Below are 17,200 nucleotides of genomic sequence, written 5' to 3'. Positions count from 1 at the left end.
AATTTATAATTCTGTCATCTATTATAGCATAAAAGAAATAGAGCCTAGCTTGAACTAGACTCTATGTAAGTCACATTGATACGATTCTACGATAAGAACGCGACGTTAGGACGAAAACCATGATATAAGCTAGGAAGAAAACACCACAAACAATGATAGTGACCACTAACATAAGATCTGGATTGAGAACTCCAATGATACGCACAATCAAACTGATCATATGATAAGCAAAGGCCAAGTGAATAAAGGCAAAAATCAAAGGGAGGAAGAAGACGGTAAGAACTTGCTTACGAATGGTTTGCTTGACTTGAAGGTCGTCCAAACCAATCTTTTGAAGAATAACAAAGCGCTCACGATCCTCATAACCTTCGGAAATCTGTTTATAGTAAATCACAAGAACTGTGCCAAGCATGAAGATGATGGATAGGAAGATACCAATAAAGAAGGTTCCGCCAACAAAGCCATTTACCATCCCTTCTGCATCATATCGGCTGTTTGCAGAGAAGTAAGACTCAGGGACACCTGTAGTTTGTCCAGCTAACTGTTTTGTTGCTTCACCTGCTATTTGGTCTAGCAAATCTAAATTTTTCTTGGCATCATGTGTAGGGTCCTTGACGTTAACACCAACATAAGTAGCTTGCGCTATTGATGTCCCTTTCATTGATGACTCAAAAATCTTGATATCTGGTACAACTAAGTAACTATAATCTGACACAATAATCTTATAGATATTTGGTACTTTTTTATTGATAAAGTCACCAATTTGCCTATGAATCTGGTAGTTCTTACCATCTATTGACAGACTCTTTTGCGTCTTCAATGTTTTATTCTTAGTGTATAAGGCAATTTGATTAGAACTGAGATTGAGTTCTTTCCCTGTCAATTGCTTAAAGGTTTCTTGAGAGAAGACCAGAACAATTGATTTTGGAACAACTTTTCTTTCATTTTTAGTAAAAACGGTTAACTTATTAGTTTCTTGATTTTTTATACCAAACAAAAGATAAGAGACAGCTACTTCTTCATTTGCTTGCTCACCTGTTTTGATTAAGAAATCATCCATAAGCTTTTTAGTGCTTGTAAGGTCAACTTTATTGCCCGAAACTGAATAATCATGTGGAGCAGCACTCACTAGATAGTCTTTTTTCCCAGCATAGATACTAGCAGCTCCTACAAGCGTCACCAAAACCATACTTGAGAGGATAGCAATAGTCGCCAGTCCAACTGCATTTTTCTTCATTCGAAAGACAAGGTTGGAAGTGGAAATCATATTATTAGGCTTGTAATAGTAGCTTTTCTTCTTTTTCAAGAGTTGCAGAACTACTGTTGTCCCGGCATTAAAGAGAAGGTAAGTCCCTAGAATAACTAGTAAAACAGCCAAGAAAAAACTCATAATAGCTATTACTGGATTCTGAACAGAAAGAGCAAGGTAGTAACCATATCCCATAGCCCCGAGTCCCAACAGGGTTTGAATAACTAGGAACCGTCCCTTTTTTTCACCCTTAAGGCCATCTTTAGTTAATTGTAAAGGATTTAGCCGTAGCAATCGAAAACCATTTACCAAAACCAACCAACTAAAGATACAAGCAAAGATGACAAGAACAATAGGAATTGTCATTACTTGAAAGGTCGAAACCAAACCGGTACCTTCTCCGATAAGCCTTTGAAGAAAAGCGTAAATGAGTTTATCAAATAGTGCCCCCACACCTATACCTAGAAGCAGAGTCACAAAACCCATAATCACCGTTTCTTTTAGAATCATACTAAAGAGGTGACGCTTCTCTAAGCCTAGCATACTATAGAGACCAAGCTCCTTTGAACGATTTTTCATAACAAAGCTATTGGCATAAAGAACAATAATTCCAGAAGAGAGGGCGACAATCACAAGTCCCATCCCCAAAACCATCTTGATAGGATCTGACCCAGTTAAGTCATCCAGATGTGGATTAAGCGTTAAAGATGTAAAAATATAGGTAATAGCAATAGCCAGAATTGTTGCTAAAGCAAAAGGATAATAAAGCTTACGATTTTTTATGAGATTGGACAAAGCCAGTCTATTGGTTAGACGAAACATATTAGTTCACCTCACTTGCCATTGCAGTTAGTGTATCGGAAATTTCCTGGAACATTTGATGTTCAGACTTATCTCCTTTGAAGATTTGATTATAAAGAATTCCATCCTTGATAAACAAAACACGCTTCGCACGACTGGCGGCAGCCGTCGAGTGAGTTACCATAAGAATGGTCTGACCGCTGGCATTAATAGCATCGAAGACATCCAAGAGCGCCGCTGAAGATTTAGAATCCAAGGCACCTGTTGGCTCATCTGCTAAAAGGATTTCTGGTTTAGTAATGATTGCACGCGCAACTGCAACCCTTTGCTTTTGGCCACCTGAAATTTCATAAGGGTACTTCTCCAGTAAGGAATGAATTCCCAGTTGACGACTGATTGCATCTACTTGTGTCATCATTTGCTTAAGTGGGCGTCGAGAAAGGACTAAAGGTAGCAAAATATTATCTTTAACCGATAGGGTATCTAAAAGATTGAAATCCTGGAAAACAAACCCCAATTTTTCACGACGGAAACTGGAAGCATCCTTGTTTTTGATAGTTGCTGTGTCCATACCATTAAGATAGACACGCCCTGCTGTTGGTTTATCAAGCATGGCAAGGATGTTGAGTAGGGTTGATTTTCCTGAGCCGGACTCACCCATGATTGCAACATATTCACCCTTTTCAACCGTAAAATGGATATCTTTAAGGGCTTCAACCTGGTTTCCTTTGAATCGTGTTTTATAGATTTTTTTAACATGTTGAACATCTAGTAATGTCATAATAAGCTCCTTTACTTAATAGATTTGGAAGAGATTTTAGGAACCTCTTACTTAACTTCTGATACCATTTTATAGAAAAAGCAGGGCTACAACCATAACCCTTGCTTTCATTTCTGGTCTTATTTCTTACACTTTTGTAAGTTAGTAATCAATAGCCAACTTCTGCTTTTGAAAATGAATGGAAACGGTGGTTCCTTGTCCCACTTGAGAGCTAATACTAATATCATGTCCAAGCTGATCAGCAATTTTCTTAGAAAGATAGAGTCCCAGTCCAGACGACTGCTGAGTCAAGCGGCCATTGTAACCTGAAAAACCACGCTCAAAGACACGTAATATATCACTATCCTTGATACCAATCCCAGAATCTTTAAGATAAAGCCTATTATCTTTGAAGTAAATGTCAATGCCACCACTCTTTGTGTACTTCAAACTATTTGATAAGACCTGCTCTATGATAACCAAGAGCCATTTTTCATCTGTAACGACCTCAACATCCAAGTCATGTAGATTAATAGTTAATCCTTTTTGAATAAAGAAAATGCTATGCTTTTTAACAACTTCTTTAACCAAGGGGGCTAATGCAACCTGCCTCAACTGCAAATCATCATGAAAGTTTTCCAAACGTAAATACTGCAAGACCAGATTGGTGTAGGCATCAATCTTGAAGATCTCTTGCTCCAAGAGAGCCCTCGTTTTACTATCTGTAACATCCCCTAACAATAATTGACTGGCTGCTATTGGCGTCTTGATTTGATGCACCCAAAGGGTATAGTAGTCCATCAAATCTGTATAGCGCTTACGCTCCTCCTCAGTCTGAGACATCTGGCTCTCCCTAGCACTTTCCAAAGCTTGGGCCAGGTAAAATTCCAAAGGACTTGATGGTGTGATTTCCTCATAGAGAAAGGCTAAGTTATAAGAGTGATAGGAGCGAACCAAGTCCCAAATAACCATGATGATAGTCACAAATGTCATTATGGTCAAGGCGTAATAAAGAATATCTGCCGCCTCTTCAAATAAAAAGGCAAACAAGACCAATATGATTCCATTAAAGGCGAACAAAAGATAGAAAGTCAGACGAGACCTAATATGGTATTTGATAAATTGACACTTACCCATCATGACGTAACCCGTAGCCAACACCTTTCTTGGTTTCAATAAAATCCTTCAAACCCACTGCCTCTAACTTCTTACGTAAACGAGCTACATTTACAGACAAGGTATTATCATCAATAAAGAAGTCACTATTCCAAAGCTCCTTCATGAGGTCTTCCCGACTAACGATATTACCAGCATGGTCGAAGAGAACTTGTAAAATCTGAAACTCGTTCTTTGTCAAAGAAACGACCTCTCCCTGATAAACTAAATCCATGGTCTTAAGGTTCAGAATTACACCCATATATTCCAAGAGACTCTGATCCTTACCGAACTCATAAGAACGACGCAAAAGCCCTTGAATTTTTGCTAGGAGAACATTTTGGTCAAAAGGTTTAGTCACAAAGTCGTCCCCGCCCATATTGATTGCCATAACGATATCCATGGCCTGATCTCTCGAAGACAAGAACATAATAGGCACCTTGGAGACCTTACGAATTTCCTGACACCAATGATAACCATTGAATAGAGGTAAACCAATATCCATGAGAACCAAGTGGGGTTCTACTTTTACAAAAATAGATAATACTTCCATGAAATCTTCAACAAGAACAACTTCGTAACCCCACTGTTCTAGTATTTTTTTGACTTGTTGACGGATAACCTCGTCGTCCTCCACTAATAAAATCTTATGCATAACTCTACCTCTTTCATTTCCCACTATTATAACAGAAATGCTATAAGAAACGACCATTCTCAGCAAATCTTACAATAATGTTAGATTGAATTTTCCAACTTTTAAAATAGTGCGTTTTCATAGGAAAAATCCTTTGAGTCTTCAAAGAAAATATAGTATTATTATAGAGTTGATATTGGTTTATCATCAACCAACGACAGCTTCATCGAATAATGAGAACATTACTTATTTATGTCACGAATTGGCGTGACGTTTCTACAAGGTGCCGTAACACCTAACAATGAGTAAGTCATAAAGTCATAAAAAGATTTTATCGTCTTTTTATGATTTTAAAGGCTTGCTTTGCAAGCCTTTTTCTGTTATTCGATGGTTTGATCTTTGTCAGAGTCTCAATAGAATCTGGGAAAAATCAAATTACACTTTAGTTATATTTTTTATAGGAGGTAATATGAAATTACTGGAAGACCGCATTCTCAAAGATGGGAATGTCCTTGGGGAGAACATCCTCAAAGTTGACTCTTTCCTCACTCACCAAGTGGACTTTAACCTCATGCGTGAGATTGGAAAGGTCTTTGCTGAAAAGTTCAAGGATGCAGGCATCACCAAGGTGGTGACTATCGAGGCATCTGGTATTGCTCCAGCCCTCTATGCTGCTGAGGCCTTGGATGTCCCTATGATTTTTGCTAAGAAGGCTAAAAATATCACCATGAATGAAGGGATTCTCACTGCTGAGGTCTACTCCTTCACTAAGCAGGTGACTAGTACTGTCTCTATCGCAAGCAAGTTCCTCACTCCTGAAGATAAGGTCCTCATCGTTGATGACTTTCTAGCTAACGGCCAAGCTGCCAAAGGCTTGATTCAAATCATTGAAGAAGCTGGTGCACACGTTGAAGCGGTTGGTATCGTTATTGAGAAATCTTTCCAAGATGGTCGTGCCCTTCTGGAAGAAGCTGGCTACCCAGTCGTTTCACTTGCTCGTTTGGATCGTTTTGAAAATGGTCAGGTCGTATTTAAGGAGGCAGACATCTAATGCAAAACAAAGAGAAACACTCGCAGGCAGCGGTCCTAGGACTGCAACACCTACTTGCCATGTACTCGGGATCAATCCTGGTGCCAATCATGATTGCTGGAGCCTTGGGGTATTCAGCTCATGAATTAACCTACTTGATTTCAACCGACATTTTCATGTGTGGTGTAGCAACCTTCCTCCAACTTCAACTTAATAAATACTTCGGTATCGGTCTTCCAGTTGTTCTCGGGGTTGCCTTCCAATCAGTAGCACCACTTATTATGATTGGTGAGAAATACGGTAGCGGTGCTATGTTTGGTGCCCTTATCGTTTCAGGGATTTATGTTATCCTCGTTTCTGGCGTCTTTTCAAAAGTGGCCAATCTCTTCCCTTCGATCGTTACAGGATCAGTCATCACAACTATTGGTTTGACCCTCATCCCTGTCGCTATCGGAAATATGGGAAACAATGTTGATAAACCAACTGGTCAAAGCCTCTTCCTTGCCGCTATCACGGTTCTCATCATCCTCTTGGTTAATATTTTCACCAAAGGATTTATCAAATCCATCTCAATCTTGATCGGTTTGGTTGTCGGTACTGCTATCGCAGCAAGCATGGGCTTGGTTGACTTCTCACCAGTAGCTGCGGCACCTATTGTCCACGTGCCAACGCCATTCTACTTCGGGGTACCTAAGTTTGAGTTGTCATCAATCATTATGATGTGTATTATCGCTACTGTGTCTATGGTTGAATCAACTGGGGTTTACTTGGCCCTCTCTGATATTACCAAAGAACCACTCGATAGCACTCGCCTTCGTAACGGATACCGCGCTGAAGGTTTGGCTGTTCTCCTTGGTGGACTCTTTAACACCTTCCCATACACTGGTTTTTCACAAAACGTTGGTCTTGTGAAGTTGTCAGGTATTAAGACTCGCTTGCCAATCTACTATGCCGCTGGTTTCCTTGTTCTTCTTGGACTCCTTCCTAAGTTTGGTGCCTTGGCACAAATCATCCCAAGCCCAGTCCTTGGTGGTGCAATGCTTGTCATGTTCGGTTTTGTTTCTATCCAAGGGATGCAAATCTTGGCGCGTGTTGATTTCGCCAACAACGAACACAACTTCTTGATTGCTGCAGTATCAATTGCTGCAGGGGTTGGTCTTAACGGTAGCAACCTCTTCAACAGCCTACCAAATGCTTTCCAAATGTTCTTCTCAAACGGTATCGTGGTTGCAAGCTTGCTTGCCATCGTCCTCAATGCCATTTTGAACCATAACAAAAAAGAAAAATAACACAAGAACACCTGAGTCGCTTGACTTAGGTGTTTTATTTGAAATTAAAATCTTCAAGTTTGTAAATCGAAAGAAAAGACTAAGCAACTACTCTGTCAAACTTTTATTGAAAGTATCTCGTGTTATTTAATTCTTACGATTGACTTATTTTCAATTCTATAAATAGCATCGTAATCTTCCAGATTGTAATGATGGGCAATTTCAATAATACTATTAGGCAACTGTTTCAAGACATTTCTTATTTCCTTTGAACTTGCTTCATCTAAAGAAGCCATCATCTCATCCGCAAGTAAAACCTGCTTTCCTCTCAAAATAGCACGCGCAATCTCCAGTTTTATGATTTGACCACCTGAAAAGTTATCTCCAGTTAATTCATAGTCTAATTGGTGACAACAAGCCTCCCATAGTCCAACCTTTTTCAGTGTTGAAATGAGCAATGAGTCAGAACAATCTTGATAAAGAGTTAGATTATGTCGCACACTTGTATGAAAGATATAGGGATTTTGATGAATAATTGCAATGTTATCTAAATTTGGAGTCAGCTCCCTTCCATCAATGCTTTTAAAAATGATTTCCCCACTATATGCCTTATCTTGCCCTGATATTAACCTAAAAAGTGTTGTTTTCCCAATACCACTATCACCAACTATAAGATTATGCTGAGACAATGAAAAAGTAACCGTAACATCTCGAAAAATCTCTTGATTATCATAAGATTTAGTGACGTTTTTTAACTGAATTTCTTTTAAAGTATGTATGTGATGCCCTTTTGAAGGCATTTCTGCCTCGCTTCCAAATGTCAATAATTTATCTTTTATCACTTGACTTGATTGAATACTTGCAATAGCCTCCAGAATTTGTTGTAAGGGGTTAATAAGATATGTTGAAGCAGACATCATGGCAATAAGTGTAGTGATTGAATTTTGTTTCATTACAAGACCAATCACAAACGGTCCAATCAAGCCGATAGCTTTCAGAGGTCCTGTCCAAAACATAACTAAATTCTGAAGTGTATAATACTTAAATTGTGTCATCTCCATCTCACCAAGGGTTATGAGAGTTTGACTTACATTCTCTTTTTCTGCTTGATTGCAAATAATCGTTTCAATCCCCTTACCAAAATCTGTGATAGCTCTTAAATTCTTCTCTTTTGAACTACTTAGTAATTCTCCTGATTCTTTTAATTTTCTCTTAAATATAAACTGAGGCAAAATCATCAGAAAGGCTCCTATAGTAAAAAGACTACCCACAATAAGATTTTGTTTGAGCAGATAAATAACAGATACTAGGACAGAGGCGCCCCACACTGGCGAGATAAGAAAAGATTGAAGGAACTCCTGGTCTACGATTCCAAGATCTTGTGTCAAGAGTGAGCAAAGCTCAGAATCAGAGTTCTTTTTAGGAAAGACAGCATAATTCTTCAAAATATTCCCTGATAGTCTTACATTAAACGCCCTAATAATAGAACGAAGCAGAATATTCTCTATATACATAAAAGCGTACATAGCCACCCAAAGAGAAATGCCCGAAAATGTAAAAACTATTAAATCCCGACTATTACCGCTATCTAAATGACCTGCCATCTGGATAATTATAGGAATAACAATTCCTTGACAGGAATAAAGAAGTGCAAAAATGATATAAAGTACCATTTCCTTTTTAGGAAGTAGCTTAATAGATTTAACCATCATTGTAACACAGCAACTGATTTATTTTTTTCAATAATCATTGCTTTTACCTCCTTCCATTTGATACTATTATTTTAGTTTATTAATGCTACTAAACTATTGAAATTTCGGAAATCCGATAAGGAAATTTTATATGGAACTAGGTCAAAAATTTAAGCAGATTCGCAAACAGAGAAAATATACTATCCAGAGACTCGCTCAAGTGGCCGGATCTGTAGCGAGTATTTCGGACTTTGAAAATAACAAAACATCACTCTCAAATGATATTCTTTTCAAACTTTTAAAACACCTAAAAGTCGAATATAATGAATTTTTCGGACAAGAATATCTTGTGGACGAAACCTACATAAAACTTGCTAATCAATACAATCAAGCCTCAAATAATCTAGATTTTGAAGCACTAAAGCAAGTCGCAGAAAGATTTCGCATTTTAGGAGAAACTAATTATAGCGATTATCTGATTAGTCTTTGTATTACCTGTCAGGTTTCAAAACTTCAAAACCAGCCGGTTAACCAAGATATTGCTACAGAACTTCAAAACTACTTCTTTTCGATTGATATTTGGACACTTCTTGATATTGATTTACTGGATATGGTAAAGGATATCTTCACAGAAGATGCTCTAACAATCTACATTAAAGAACTCCTATCAATTCTCGGTAAAAATCCTAGAAATAATTTAGATCGAATCACTTTAGATGTTATCAGTCGTTGTATTTTCCAAATCATTCTTTATGGAAATCAAGAAGATAGTGATTACTATTTAAACGAACTAAAAACTATTCAATTCCCAGATTATTTCATGTTACAAAAACTCTATCTTAAAGAGCTAGAAGCTGCATACCTTTATAAATTTATCGATAAGAATATGGGAAAGATTATACATAAAGAAATTCTCCACTACTTGGCTTTTATTGGTGATGACGATAATTTGAGAGAATGGGATCAAACCTTCTGTCAATTATAGACTTTATTGGATAACAGTTGTACAATAAAGTCTATAATTTGAAAAATTTAGAAAGGAAAACAGAATGCACGAAACACATTCTCTCCGTGAGCGATTTCTTGTTTTCTTCAAGATTTTTGTGCCCATACTGATTTATCAGTTTGCCAACTTCTCAGCAGCCTTTGTGGACACTACCATGACTGGTCAATACGATGCCCTACACTTGGCGGGGGTAGCCATGGCAACGAGTTTATGGAGTCCTTTTTTCACCTTTTTAACAGGTATCGTCTCTGCCCTAGTTCCTATTATCGGACACCATCTAGGAGCAGGTCGCAAGGACCGAGTAGCACCTGATTTCTATCAATTTCTCTATATGGCTTTGGGCCTATCACTTATCCTTTTTGCCCTCGTTTTTCTAGGGGCACCCTTGGTTTTGAATCATTTAGGTTTGGAGCCTTTGGTCAGAAAGGTAGCCCTTGGTTATTTACGCTTTTTGAGTCTTGGGATTATCCCCCTTCTTCTCTTTAGCGTGGTTCGCTCCTTCCTTGATGCCCTTGGCCTCACACGCCTTTCCATGTATCTCATGCTTTTGCTCCTACCTCTCAACGGTTTCTTCAATTTTCTCCTCATCTATGGCATTGCTGGTCTACCAGAGTTGGGTGGAGCTGGGGCTGGTCTTGGAACTTCAATGGCTTATTGGGCCCTTCTCCTCATTTCCATTTCGGTTATCAGAAAGCATAAAAAGGTTAAGCCCTACCACATTGAAAAGGTCCAACCCCTTGATAAAACAGCTCTACTTGACGCACTTAAACTGGGTCTTCCTATTGGTGGAACGGTCTTTGCGGAGGTCGCTATCTTCTCAGGTGTTGGTTTGGTTATGTCTAAATATCCGTCCCTAGTGATTGCCAGTCACCAGGCAGCTATGAATTTCTCAAATCTCATGTACGCCTTCCCTCTCAGCATTTCCAGTGCCATGGCTATCATTATTTCCTACGAATTTGGGGCTAGACGCATGGATGCGGTCAAGAGCTACAGCAAGCTGGGACGGTTGACAGCACTAGGATTTTCTATCTTTACCTTGATTTTCCTCTACTTCTTGCGCTATGATTTGGCTGAACTTTATGGGCATGAGCCTGAATTTTTGAAAATGACAGCCATTTTCATGACCTATAGCCTCTTCTTCCAAGTGGCAGATGTCTTTGCGGCTCCGCTTCAAGGAATCCTGCGTGGCTACAAGGATACCAAGGTGCCTTTTTATCTCGGTGTCCTAACCTACTGGGGCATCACCTTCCCAGTTGGCTTCCTTCTTGAAAAAGTCACTGGGCTGGGCCCCTATAGTTATTGGATTGGCCTGATTGCCAGCCTTATCGTCAGTGGTCTCTGTTACCAATGGCGCTTAAATAGAATCGTCAAACGTTACGAATCACAACTTTGATATCCCTAAAGCAGTCTTGTCAGACTGCTTTTTCTATGCTCAAATCTCAATAATACAGAAAGAAGCCTCCTGCATATTGAAAACAGATAAACTGTTATCAATTTACAGAAAGCTTCTTTTTATGAGTGATACTTTAAATTCAGATTTACCTGACCTATTACCAAACTGGATTAATTAATGAAAACATAGATGTTTAATTTGGAAAAAGGTATCACAGAGTCCAGATGGATCAACTAAGGCACTATAAATCATGACTAAACTACATAAAGTTAGGAAATGATAAAAATAAACCACTTTTTCTCCTGTTTTAGGAAGTAAAAAGAAAGACCCGAGCCATAAGACACAAATGGCTATTAATAGGATTACTTTATTCATTGATTCCATAAAATTCTCCTTTATAAATGTTTAGCACAATAAAATAGGACTTAGTATTATCTGAATGTTATCATAAAATCTAACAAGCATTGCATATCCCTTCAAGGAATCACTTTAACAATTTTTGCTAGTCTTGTTTAGGTAAGTTAAGACATATAAAATCATATTGGGAGGTTGGGGAGACTAATTATTACACAAAGTACAATAATGTTTACAGACGTCAAGACTAGCAAAATCTAAGTAAAATGACATGTTTACAACTGTCAGATTTCTCACTGTCATAGTGTACTATTTTTTCTATATAATATGTAAAACAAATAGGATAAAATTGTAAAAAAATGTAATGAAAGGTCACTTTTTTATCCTGAATGGTTAGGTTACATATCATGTTAGATTTAAAAGGCTTTCATCTCACAGCTTCTTTTGTCATGTAAAAAGAGGTTAGAACCAAGGGCACCAACCTCTCTTTTAGCTTTTACTAAGTAATAACTATCTAAAAATGACTAATCAGTCCACTTGATCAAGCAAGTAAGCATAGCCCTCTTTTGCCATGTCAGCTTTAGGAACAAATCGCGTTGCTACCCCATTGATACAGTAGCGTAAACCACCTCTATCACTTGGCCCATCTGGAAAGACATGCCCAAGATGAGAATCTCCCACACGACTACGGACCTCAATACGATCCATATTGTGAGAATGGTCTTCCTTGTAGTTGGCTACCTCTGGACTAATGGGTCTAGAGAAACTTGGCCAGCCACAGGCTGAATCAAACTTGTCCTTGGATGAAAAGAGTGGCTCACCAGTCGCCACATCAACATAAATTCCAGGCTCAAACTGATTCCAAAGCGGACTCGTAAAGGCCCGTTCTGTTCCATTCTCCTGAGTCACAGCGTAGGCTTCTGGACTCAAACTTTCCTTAAGCTCCTCCCGATTCGGCTTGTGATAAGCATTAGCATCAATAACAGGATTAGCTGCCTGATTGACATTGATATGACAGTAGCCATTCGGATTTTTCTTGAGATAATCTTGATGGTAATCCTCAGCAGGAATAAAGTGCTCAATTGACAACAACTCAACCGCCAAAGGCTGACCGTATTGCTCAGTCATTTCTTGGAAAACTTGCTCGATAGTCAATAAATCATTTGCATCCGTGTAGTAAACACCCGTACGGTACTGAGTTCCCACATCATTGCCCTGTTTGTTTTTACTAAGAGGATTGATGATACGGAAAAAATGAAGCAGAATCTCTCGTAAGGACACCTTGCTAGCATCATAGGTCACCTGAACGGTTTCAGCGTGACCCGTCTGACCGATGAGTTCATAGCGGGTCGTCTCACTACGGCCATTAGCATAACCCGAAACCGCATCAAGCACACCAGACACACGAGAGAAATACTCCTCAACACCCCAGAAACAGCCACCAGCAAGATAAATCGTATGATTATTTAGATTTGACATTTTTAACACTCCCTTCAATAGATACTTTCATCTCCACGCCTTAAGTGTAACGCTTTTGAGAAGATTTCGCACTTATGGTGACTTGGGGGAGAAAAAATCCCATCACATTGTGATAGGATTTTATGTTTATTCCATTTCAAAGCTTTCGCTCTTAATCTTATCTGGTAAGACGAGAGACAAGAGGATGCACAAGATGGCTGGGATTAACCATGGTAATGATGCTCCTGACAATGGTAGGAAGTTAATAAGAGCATTTAGTCCTGCAAGCTTGAATTGGCTGCCAAGCACGCTAAGCAAGGCAATCAGAGTGACTACAGCAACTGTAATTTGCATACCTGGTTTAGACAAGGCCACGAACTTGTTGGCAATTACAATCATGACAATCGTAATCGTGATTGGGTAGAGAATCAAAAGCACTGGCACTGAGAAGGCAATGATATTGTTAAGTCCCAAGTTGGCAATAGCAAACCCAATCAAGGTAAAGATAATGGCGTAAGCCTTGTATGATACTTTCGGAAATGCCTTGTGGAAGAATTCCCCTGTCGCAACGATAAGTCCTGCGGTTGTTGTGAAACAAGTCACTGTCACCATGATAGCTAGGAAAATCTGAGCAGCTGGTCCAAAGATAGCTTGTGTGGCTTGTGACAAGACGCTAGCACCAATATTGGCATCTTTTGGTAGGCCTGCCACTTGGAGTGGGAAATGATTGCCCAAAAAGGCTAGTCCCAAATACAAAGCACAAAAGAGAAGCGTCACTACAAAACCAACGACCCAAATAGTAGAAATATACTCTTTTTTAGACTTAAAGCCTAATTGGTTGAGGGTGACTACTGCCACTACACTGAAGGCCACAGAAGCCAAGGCATCCAAGGTGTTGTAGCCTTCCAAGAATCCCTTACCAAATGCAGAAGCTTGATAAGCTTGGCTAGCTACCTGAGGACTGTGACCACCGTATTTAAGTGCTCCTGCCACAATAACCATAACAATCATGATGGCAAAGACAGGTGTTAAAATACGTCCAATACTATCTAGAATTTTAGATGGGTTCATGGCAATCCAAAGCGCTAGAGCAAAGTAGATTACGGTAAAGACAAAGAGCCAAAGGCTAGTATGCCCACTACCAATCAAAGGCGAGAAGCCAATCGAAAAGGCTGCTGCTGCCGTTCTAGGAATGGCAAAGAAAGGACCAATGGACAGATAAAGGACTGCCAAATAGACTAGGGCAAACTTGGGCGAGATTTTTTGTGAAATCTCATGAATGTATCCCTTTGGATTTAGGGTTCCGATAACCAGCGTTAAGATGGCAATACCGACACCTGATAGGACAAACCCTGCAATCGCAGGCCAAAAATGACCTCCAGATTCAAAGCCTAGCTGAGGCGGAAAGGTCAGATTTCCGGCTCCAAAGAACATACCAAACAACAATAAAGCTGTAAGGCCTCCTTTTTTTAACATAAGTTTCTCCAATCTAAAACAAACAAGACATCATCTCAAAAAAGATAACTTGTTTATTACTATTTTAGTCAACTTACATAGTATGACATGATTAGTTTGGAACTTCAAGCTATTCAGACTTATTAGGAAAGGTTTTTAAAATTGCAAATTTTCTGTATCATTGTACGAAAAAACTAGACAAGATTCTTATCTCGTCTAGTTTGATCGTTTGATTATGGGTGACTGACAATCAGTTCAAGTTCTCCCTTGATTTCCCAAGCTTGAACATCGCTTGGTAGAATGAAGTGGCTGCCTTTTGCAATTGGATATTCTTGACCATCAACAAGGAGACTTCCTTGACCGTCAAGTACACTAAACAAACTGTAATCAGCAGTCTTTTCAAAATCAGCCTTACCTGAAATCTCCCATTTATAAACGGCGAAGAAATCACTTGCTACTAAAAGCGTTGATTTGAGGTCATCTACTTTTGTTGTGACTGGGCGACTGTTGGCAGGTTCACCAATATTAAGGACATCGATAGATTTTTCCAGATGGAGCTCACGCAGGTTGCCCTGGTCATCCTTACGGTCAAAGTCATAGACACGGTAGGTTGTGTCACTTGACTGTTGGGTTTCAAGAACTAAGATTCCTGCACCAATGGCATGCATGGTACCACTTGGAACATAGAAAAAATCGCCTGCTTTAACTGGAACCTTGGTCAAAAGATTTTCCCAATCCTTACTTTCAATTTGCTGACGCAATTCTTCTTTTGATTTGGCATTGTGCCCATAAATGATTTCGGCACCTGGTTCAGCAGCAATGATATACCAGCACTCTGTTTTACCAAGCTCACCTTCATGCTCAAGTCCGTAAGCATCATCTGGATGGACCTGTACACTAAGCCAATCATTGGCATCCAAAATCTTAGTCAAGAGAGGAAAGACAGGTTCCTGACGATTGCCGAACAACTCGCGATGCTCTGCATAGAGAACATCCAATGTTTTACCAGCGAAACGACCATTTTTAATAGTAGAAACACCATTTGGGTGAGCTGAGATAGCCCAGTACTCTCCAACATGGTCGCTAGGAATATCGTAGCCAAAGACATCACGCAAATGCGTGCCACCCCAAATCTTCTCCTGCATGACAGATTGTAAAAATAATGGTTCAGACATAATTACTCCTTTTTCTAGGAACGAGAGACCAAAAAGTCTCTAGGAAAATTTAGAATAGTGACCTTAACATAATAGATTCTCAGATAGAGGTCCTCTATAGGTGTAACTCAATCATATTAATGTCAATAATCTTCTTATTTACCAAAAGTTTAGGCAAGTTATTATGATTGTTTACCTCAATTATAAGCATAATTTGTGAAAAATTCAACAAACTTATAAAGAAAAGAATGAACAGATTAACTTCCCAAATCACTAACCAAATGTAAGGTCTAAAAAATTTCTTAGTGAGACGTTTTCCTTAATCCATCTATTTGAATTACACAAATTTTTAACCTATAATGTTATTGATATTATGAAAGGAAATCTCTCAATGAAATTCTATTCCTATGACTATGTGCTAAGTCAGATTAGCCAACAAAACTGGGTTATGGTTGCCATTACTGCAGGACTTATTTTAGTGACCGGTGTATTTGCTTTTAAAGCCTTCAAAGAACGCCATGATACTAAGTTTCGTGAACTCTCTATTATTTCTATTTTAACCTTAGTTGCCGTGGTTCTAATTGCTATCAGTAATTTCCAAAGCAATCAATCTAACAACGACCAATTTAGAGCATCTCTTCACTTTATCGAGGTTGTGTCTAAAAATCTTGACGTTGATAAGAGCAAGGTTTATGTCAATACTTCTACTACTACAGATGGCGCTATCCTCAAAGTTGGAAACAAGTACTATCGTGCCATCTCAGGTTCAGAACCTGACAGCTACTTGCTAGAACAAATAAAACTTTACAAGTCTGATGTTGAACTCGTGGAGGTTAAAAAATGACATCTTTTTATCTTACTGTTGCAATTAAACTAGCTTTGGGGCTTATTTCACTCGTCTTTGTTATCAATTTAACAGGTAAAGGAAACCTAGCACCTAGCTCAGCTACTGACCAAGTACAGAACTTTGTTCTTGGTGCAATCCTCGGTGGTACAATTTATAGTAGTACCGTTTCAATCCTCCAATATATCGTGATTTTGATTATTTGGACGATTTTGATTTTACTTCTAAAATGGCTAATTACCAATATTCTCTTTATCAAACATTTGATTGACGGTAAACCAACTGTCATCATCAAACATGGTCAACTAGATCCTGAAGCTTGTCGCTCTAAAGGACTTTCAGCCTCTGATGTCGCTTTAAAATTACGTTCCCAAGGAATTTTTCAACTCAAAGAGGTTAAACGTGCGGTGATTGAGCAAAACGGCCAATTGATTGTGGTCCGTTCTGGCGATGAAAATCCAAAATATCCAATCATTACTGATGGGGTCATTCAAACTGAAATTCTTGATACTATTGGTAAAACGGAGGATTGGTTAAATGAAGAACTTCAGAAAATGGGATATGAAAACGTTTCGGATATCTTTATTGCTGAATACGATAAAGGGAAGATTAATGTCGTTACTTATTAAACAAATCACTTGCATTACTGTTTAATATTGTCTACAATGGTCTCAACATAATAAGGAGGTTCTACTATGGGAATCGAAGATAAATTGAATCAAGCTAAAGGCGCTCTTAAAGAAGGCGTTGGCAAACTTTCTGGTGATAAAAAGACTCAAGCCGAAGGTGCTGTTGAAAAAGCTGTAGCTAAAGCAAAAGATGGTTTCGAAGACGTTAAAGATAGCGTTGAAGGTGCTGTTGAAGGCCTTAAAAATAGCTTTAAAAAATAAAACAAAAAAGAAGTTTTCAAGCCATTTGGCAAGAGAACTTCTTTTTTATTTGTTGTCT

General features: G+C 38.7%; 15 protein-coding genes and 1 riboswitch. Of the genes, 7 read left to right on the top strand and 8 right to left on the bottom strand.

The window, feature by feature from the left end:
• Positions 1 to 70: 70 nt before the first annotated feature.
• The 4 genes from HMPREF2571_RS00885 to HMPREF2571_RS00870 all read right to left on the bottom strand — a co-directional run bounded on the left by HMPREF2571_RS00885 (position 71) and on the right by HMPREF2571_RS00870 (position 4,620).
• Positions 71 to 2,071, bottom strand: coding sequence for an ABC transporter permease (locus HMPREF2571_RS00885; protein WP_013990397.1), 2,001 nt, complete (start codon positions 2,069 to 2,071; stop codon positions 71 to 73).
• Between the two features lies 1 nt (position 2,072).
• Positions 2,073 to 2,831 carry an ABC transporter ATP-binding protein gene (locus tag HMPREF2571_RS00880; protein WP_013990396.1) on the bottom strand — a complete coding sequence of 253 codons (759 nt, stop codon included), beginning with the start codon at positions 2,829 to 2,831 and terminating at the stop codon, positions 2,073 to 2,075.
• Between the two features lie 141 nt (positions 2,832 to 2,972).
• Positions 2,973 to 3,950, bottom strand: a complete 978-nt coding sequence (locus HMPREF2571_RS00875) for a sensor histidine kinase (protein ID WP_041817203.1) — start codon at positions 3,948 to 3,950, stop codon at positions 2,973 to 2,975.
• Complete coding sequence (locus HMPREF2571_RS00870) at positions 3,940 to 4,620, bottom strand: response regulator transcription factor (RefSeq protein WP_013990394.1); 681 nt, start codon at positions 4,618 to 4,620, stop codon at positions 3,940 to 3,942. Before HMPREF2571_RS00870 ends, HMPREF2571_RS00875 begins: the two co-directional genes overlap by 11 nt.
• 205 nt (positions 4,621 to 4,825) lie before the next feature.
• Positions 4,826 to 4,921, top strand: a riboswitch (purine riboswitch).
• A 147-nt stretch (positions 4,922 to 5,068) separates the two neighbouring features.
• Here HMPREF2571_RS00870 and HMPREF2571_RS00865 point away from each other — a divergent pair.
• Both HMPREF2571_RS00865 and HMPREF2571_RS00860 read left to right on the top strand, forming a co-directional pair.
• Positions 5,069 to 5,650, top strand: a complete 582-nt coding sequence (locus HMPREF2571_RS00865) for a xanthine phosphoribosyltransferase (protein WP_013990393.1) — start codon at positions 5,069 to 5,071, stop codon at positions 5,648 to 5,650.
• Positions 5,650 to 6,918, top strand: a complete 1,269-nt coding sequence (locus HMPREF2571_RS00860; RefSeq protein ID WP_070846996.1) for a nucleobase:cation symporter-2 family protein — start codon at positions 5,650 to 5,652, stop codon at positions 6,916 to 6,918. Before HMPREF2571_RS00865 ends, HMPREF2571_RS00860 begins: the two co-directional genes overlap by 1 nt.
• Before the next feature lie 122 nt (positions 6,919 to 7,040).
• Here HMPREF2571_RS00860 and HMPREF2571_RS00855 read toward each other — a convergent pair whose 3' ends face one another.
• Positions 7,041 to 8,606, bottom strand: a complete 1,566-nt coding sequence (locus HMPREF2571_RS00855) for an ATP-binding cassette domain-containing protein (protein ID WP_045768715.1) — start codon at positions 8,604 to 8,606, stop codon at positions 7,041 to 7,043.
• A 133-nt stretch (positions 8,607 to 8,739) separates the two neighbouring features.
• On the opposite strand from HMPREF2571_RS00855, the gene HMPREF2571_RS00850 reads away from it, so the two are divergent.
• The gene (locus HMPREF2571_RS00850; RefSeq protein ID WP_014632966.1) at positions 8,740 to 9,573 is read left to right on the top strand and encodes a helix-turn-helix domain-containing protein; all 834 of its coding nucleotides are present in this window, start codon (positions 8,740 to 8,742) and stop codon (positions 9,571 to 9,573) included.
• A gap of 64 nt (positions 9,574 to 9,637) precedes the next feature.
• Entirely contained in the window at positions 9,638 to 10,987 is a 1,350-nt protein-coding gene (locus HMPREF2571_RS00845; RefSeq protein ID WP_045768579.1) for an MATE family efflux transporter, read from the top strand.
• Between the two features lie 882 nt (positions 10,988 to 11,869).
• Here the strand turns inward: HMPREF2571_RS00845 and msrB are convergent.
• The 3 genes from msrB to manA form a co-directional block, all read right to left on the bottom strand.
• On the bottom strand, positions 11,870 to 12,820 hold the full coding sequence (gene msrB, locus HMPREF2571_RS00835) for a peptide-methionine (R)-S-oxide reductase MsrB (protein ID WP_013990386.1): 951 nt from the start codon (positions 12,818 to 12,820) through the stop codon (positions 11,870 to 11,872).
• A gap of 126 nt (positions 12,821 to 12,946) precedes the next feature.
• Positions 12,947 to 14,275: a branched-chain amino acid transport system II carrier protein gene (gene brnQ, locus HMPREF2571_RS00830; protein ID WP_070846994.1), complete on the bottom strand. Its 1,329-nt coding sequence runs from the start codon at positions 14,273 to 14,275 to the stop codon at positions 12,947 to 12,949.
• A gap of 212 nt (positions 14,276 to 14,487) precedes the next feature.
• On the bottom strand, positions 14,488 to 15,429 hold the full coding sequence (gene manA, locus HMPREF2571_RS00825) for a mannose-6-phosphate isomerase, class I (protein ID WP_070846992.1): 942 nt from the start codon (positions 15,427 to 15,429) through the stop codon (positions 14,488 to 14,490).
• Positions 15,430 to 15,799: 370 nt separating this feature from the next.
• Here manA and HMPREF2571_RS00820 point away from each other — a divergent pair, with 370 nt between their 5' ends.
• The 3 genes from HMPREF2571_RS00820 (at position 15,800) to HMPREF2571_RS00810 (ending at position 17,142) form a co-directional block, all read left to right on the top strand.
• On the top strand, positions 15,800 to 16,252 hold the full coding sequence (locus HMPREF2571_RS00820) for a DUF3290 family protein (protein WP_002885310.1): 453 nt from the start codon (positions 15,800 to 15,802) through the stop codon (positions 16,250 to 16,252).
• Positions 16,249 to 16,881, top strand: coding sequence for a DUF421 domain-containing protein (locus HMPREF2571_RS00815; protein ID WP_070846990.1), 633 nt, complete (start codon positions 16,249 to 16,251; stop codon positions 16,879 to 16,881). Before HMPREF2571_RS00820 ends, HMPREF2571_RS00815 begins: the two co-directional genes overlap by 4 nt.
• Positions 16,882 to 16,947: 66 nt before the next feature.
• The gene (locus tag HMPREF2571_RS00810) at positions 16,948 to 17,142 is read left to right on the top strand and encodes a CsbD family protein (protein WP_070846988.1); all 195 of its coding nucleotides are present in this window, start codon (positions 16,948 to 16,950) and stop codon (positions 17,140 to 17,142) included.
• Positions 17,143 to 17,200: the final 58 nt, after the last annotated feature.

Origin of the sequence: Streptococcus sp. HMSC068F04 (assembly GCF_001837455.1) — a bacterium.
Lineage (GTDB): Bacteria > Bacillota > Bacilli > Lactobacillales > Streptococcaceae > Streptococcus > Streptococcus salivarius_D.
This window is presented reverse-complemented; position numbering and strand designations above follow the sequence as displayed.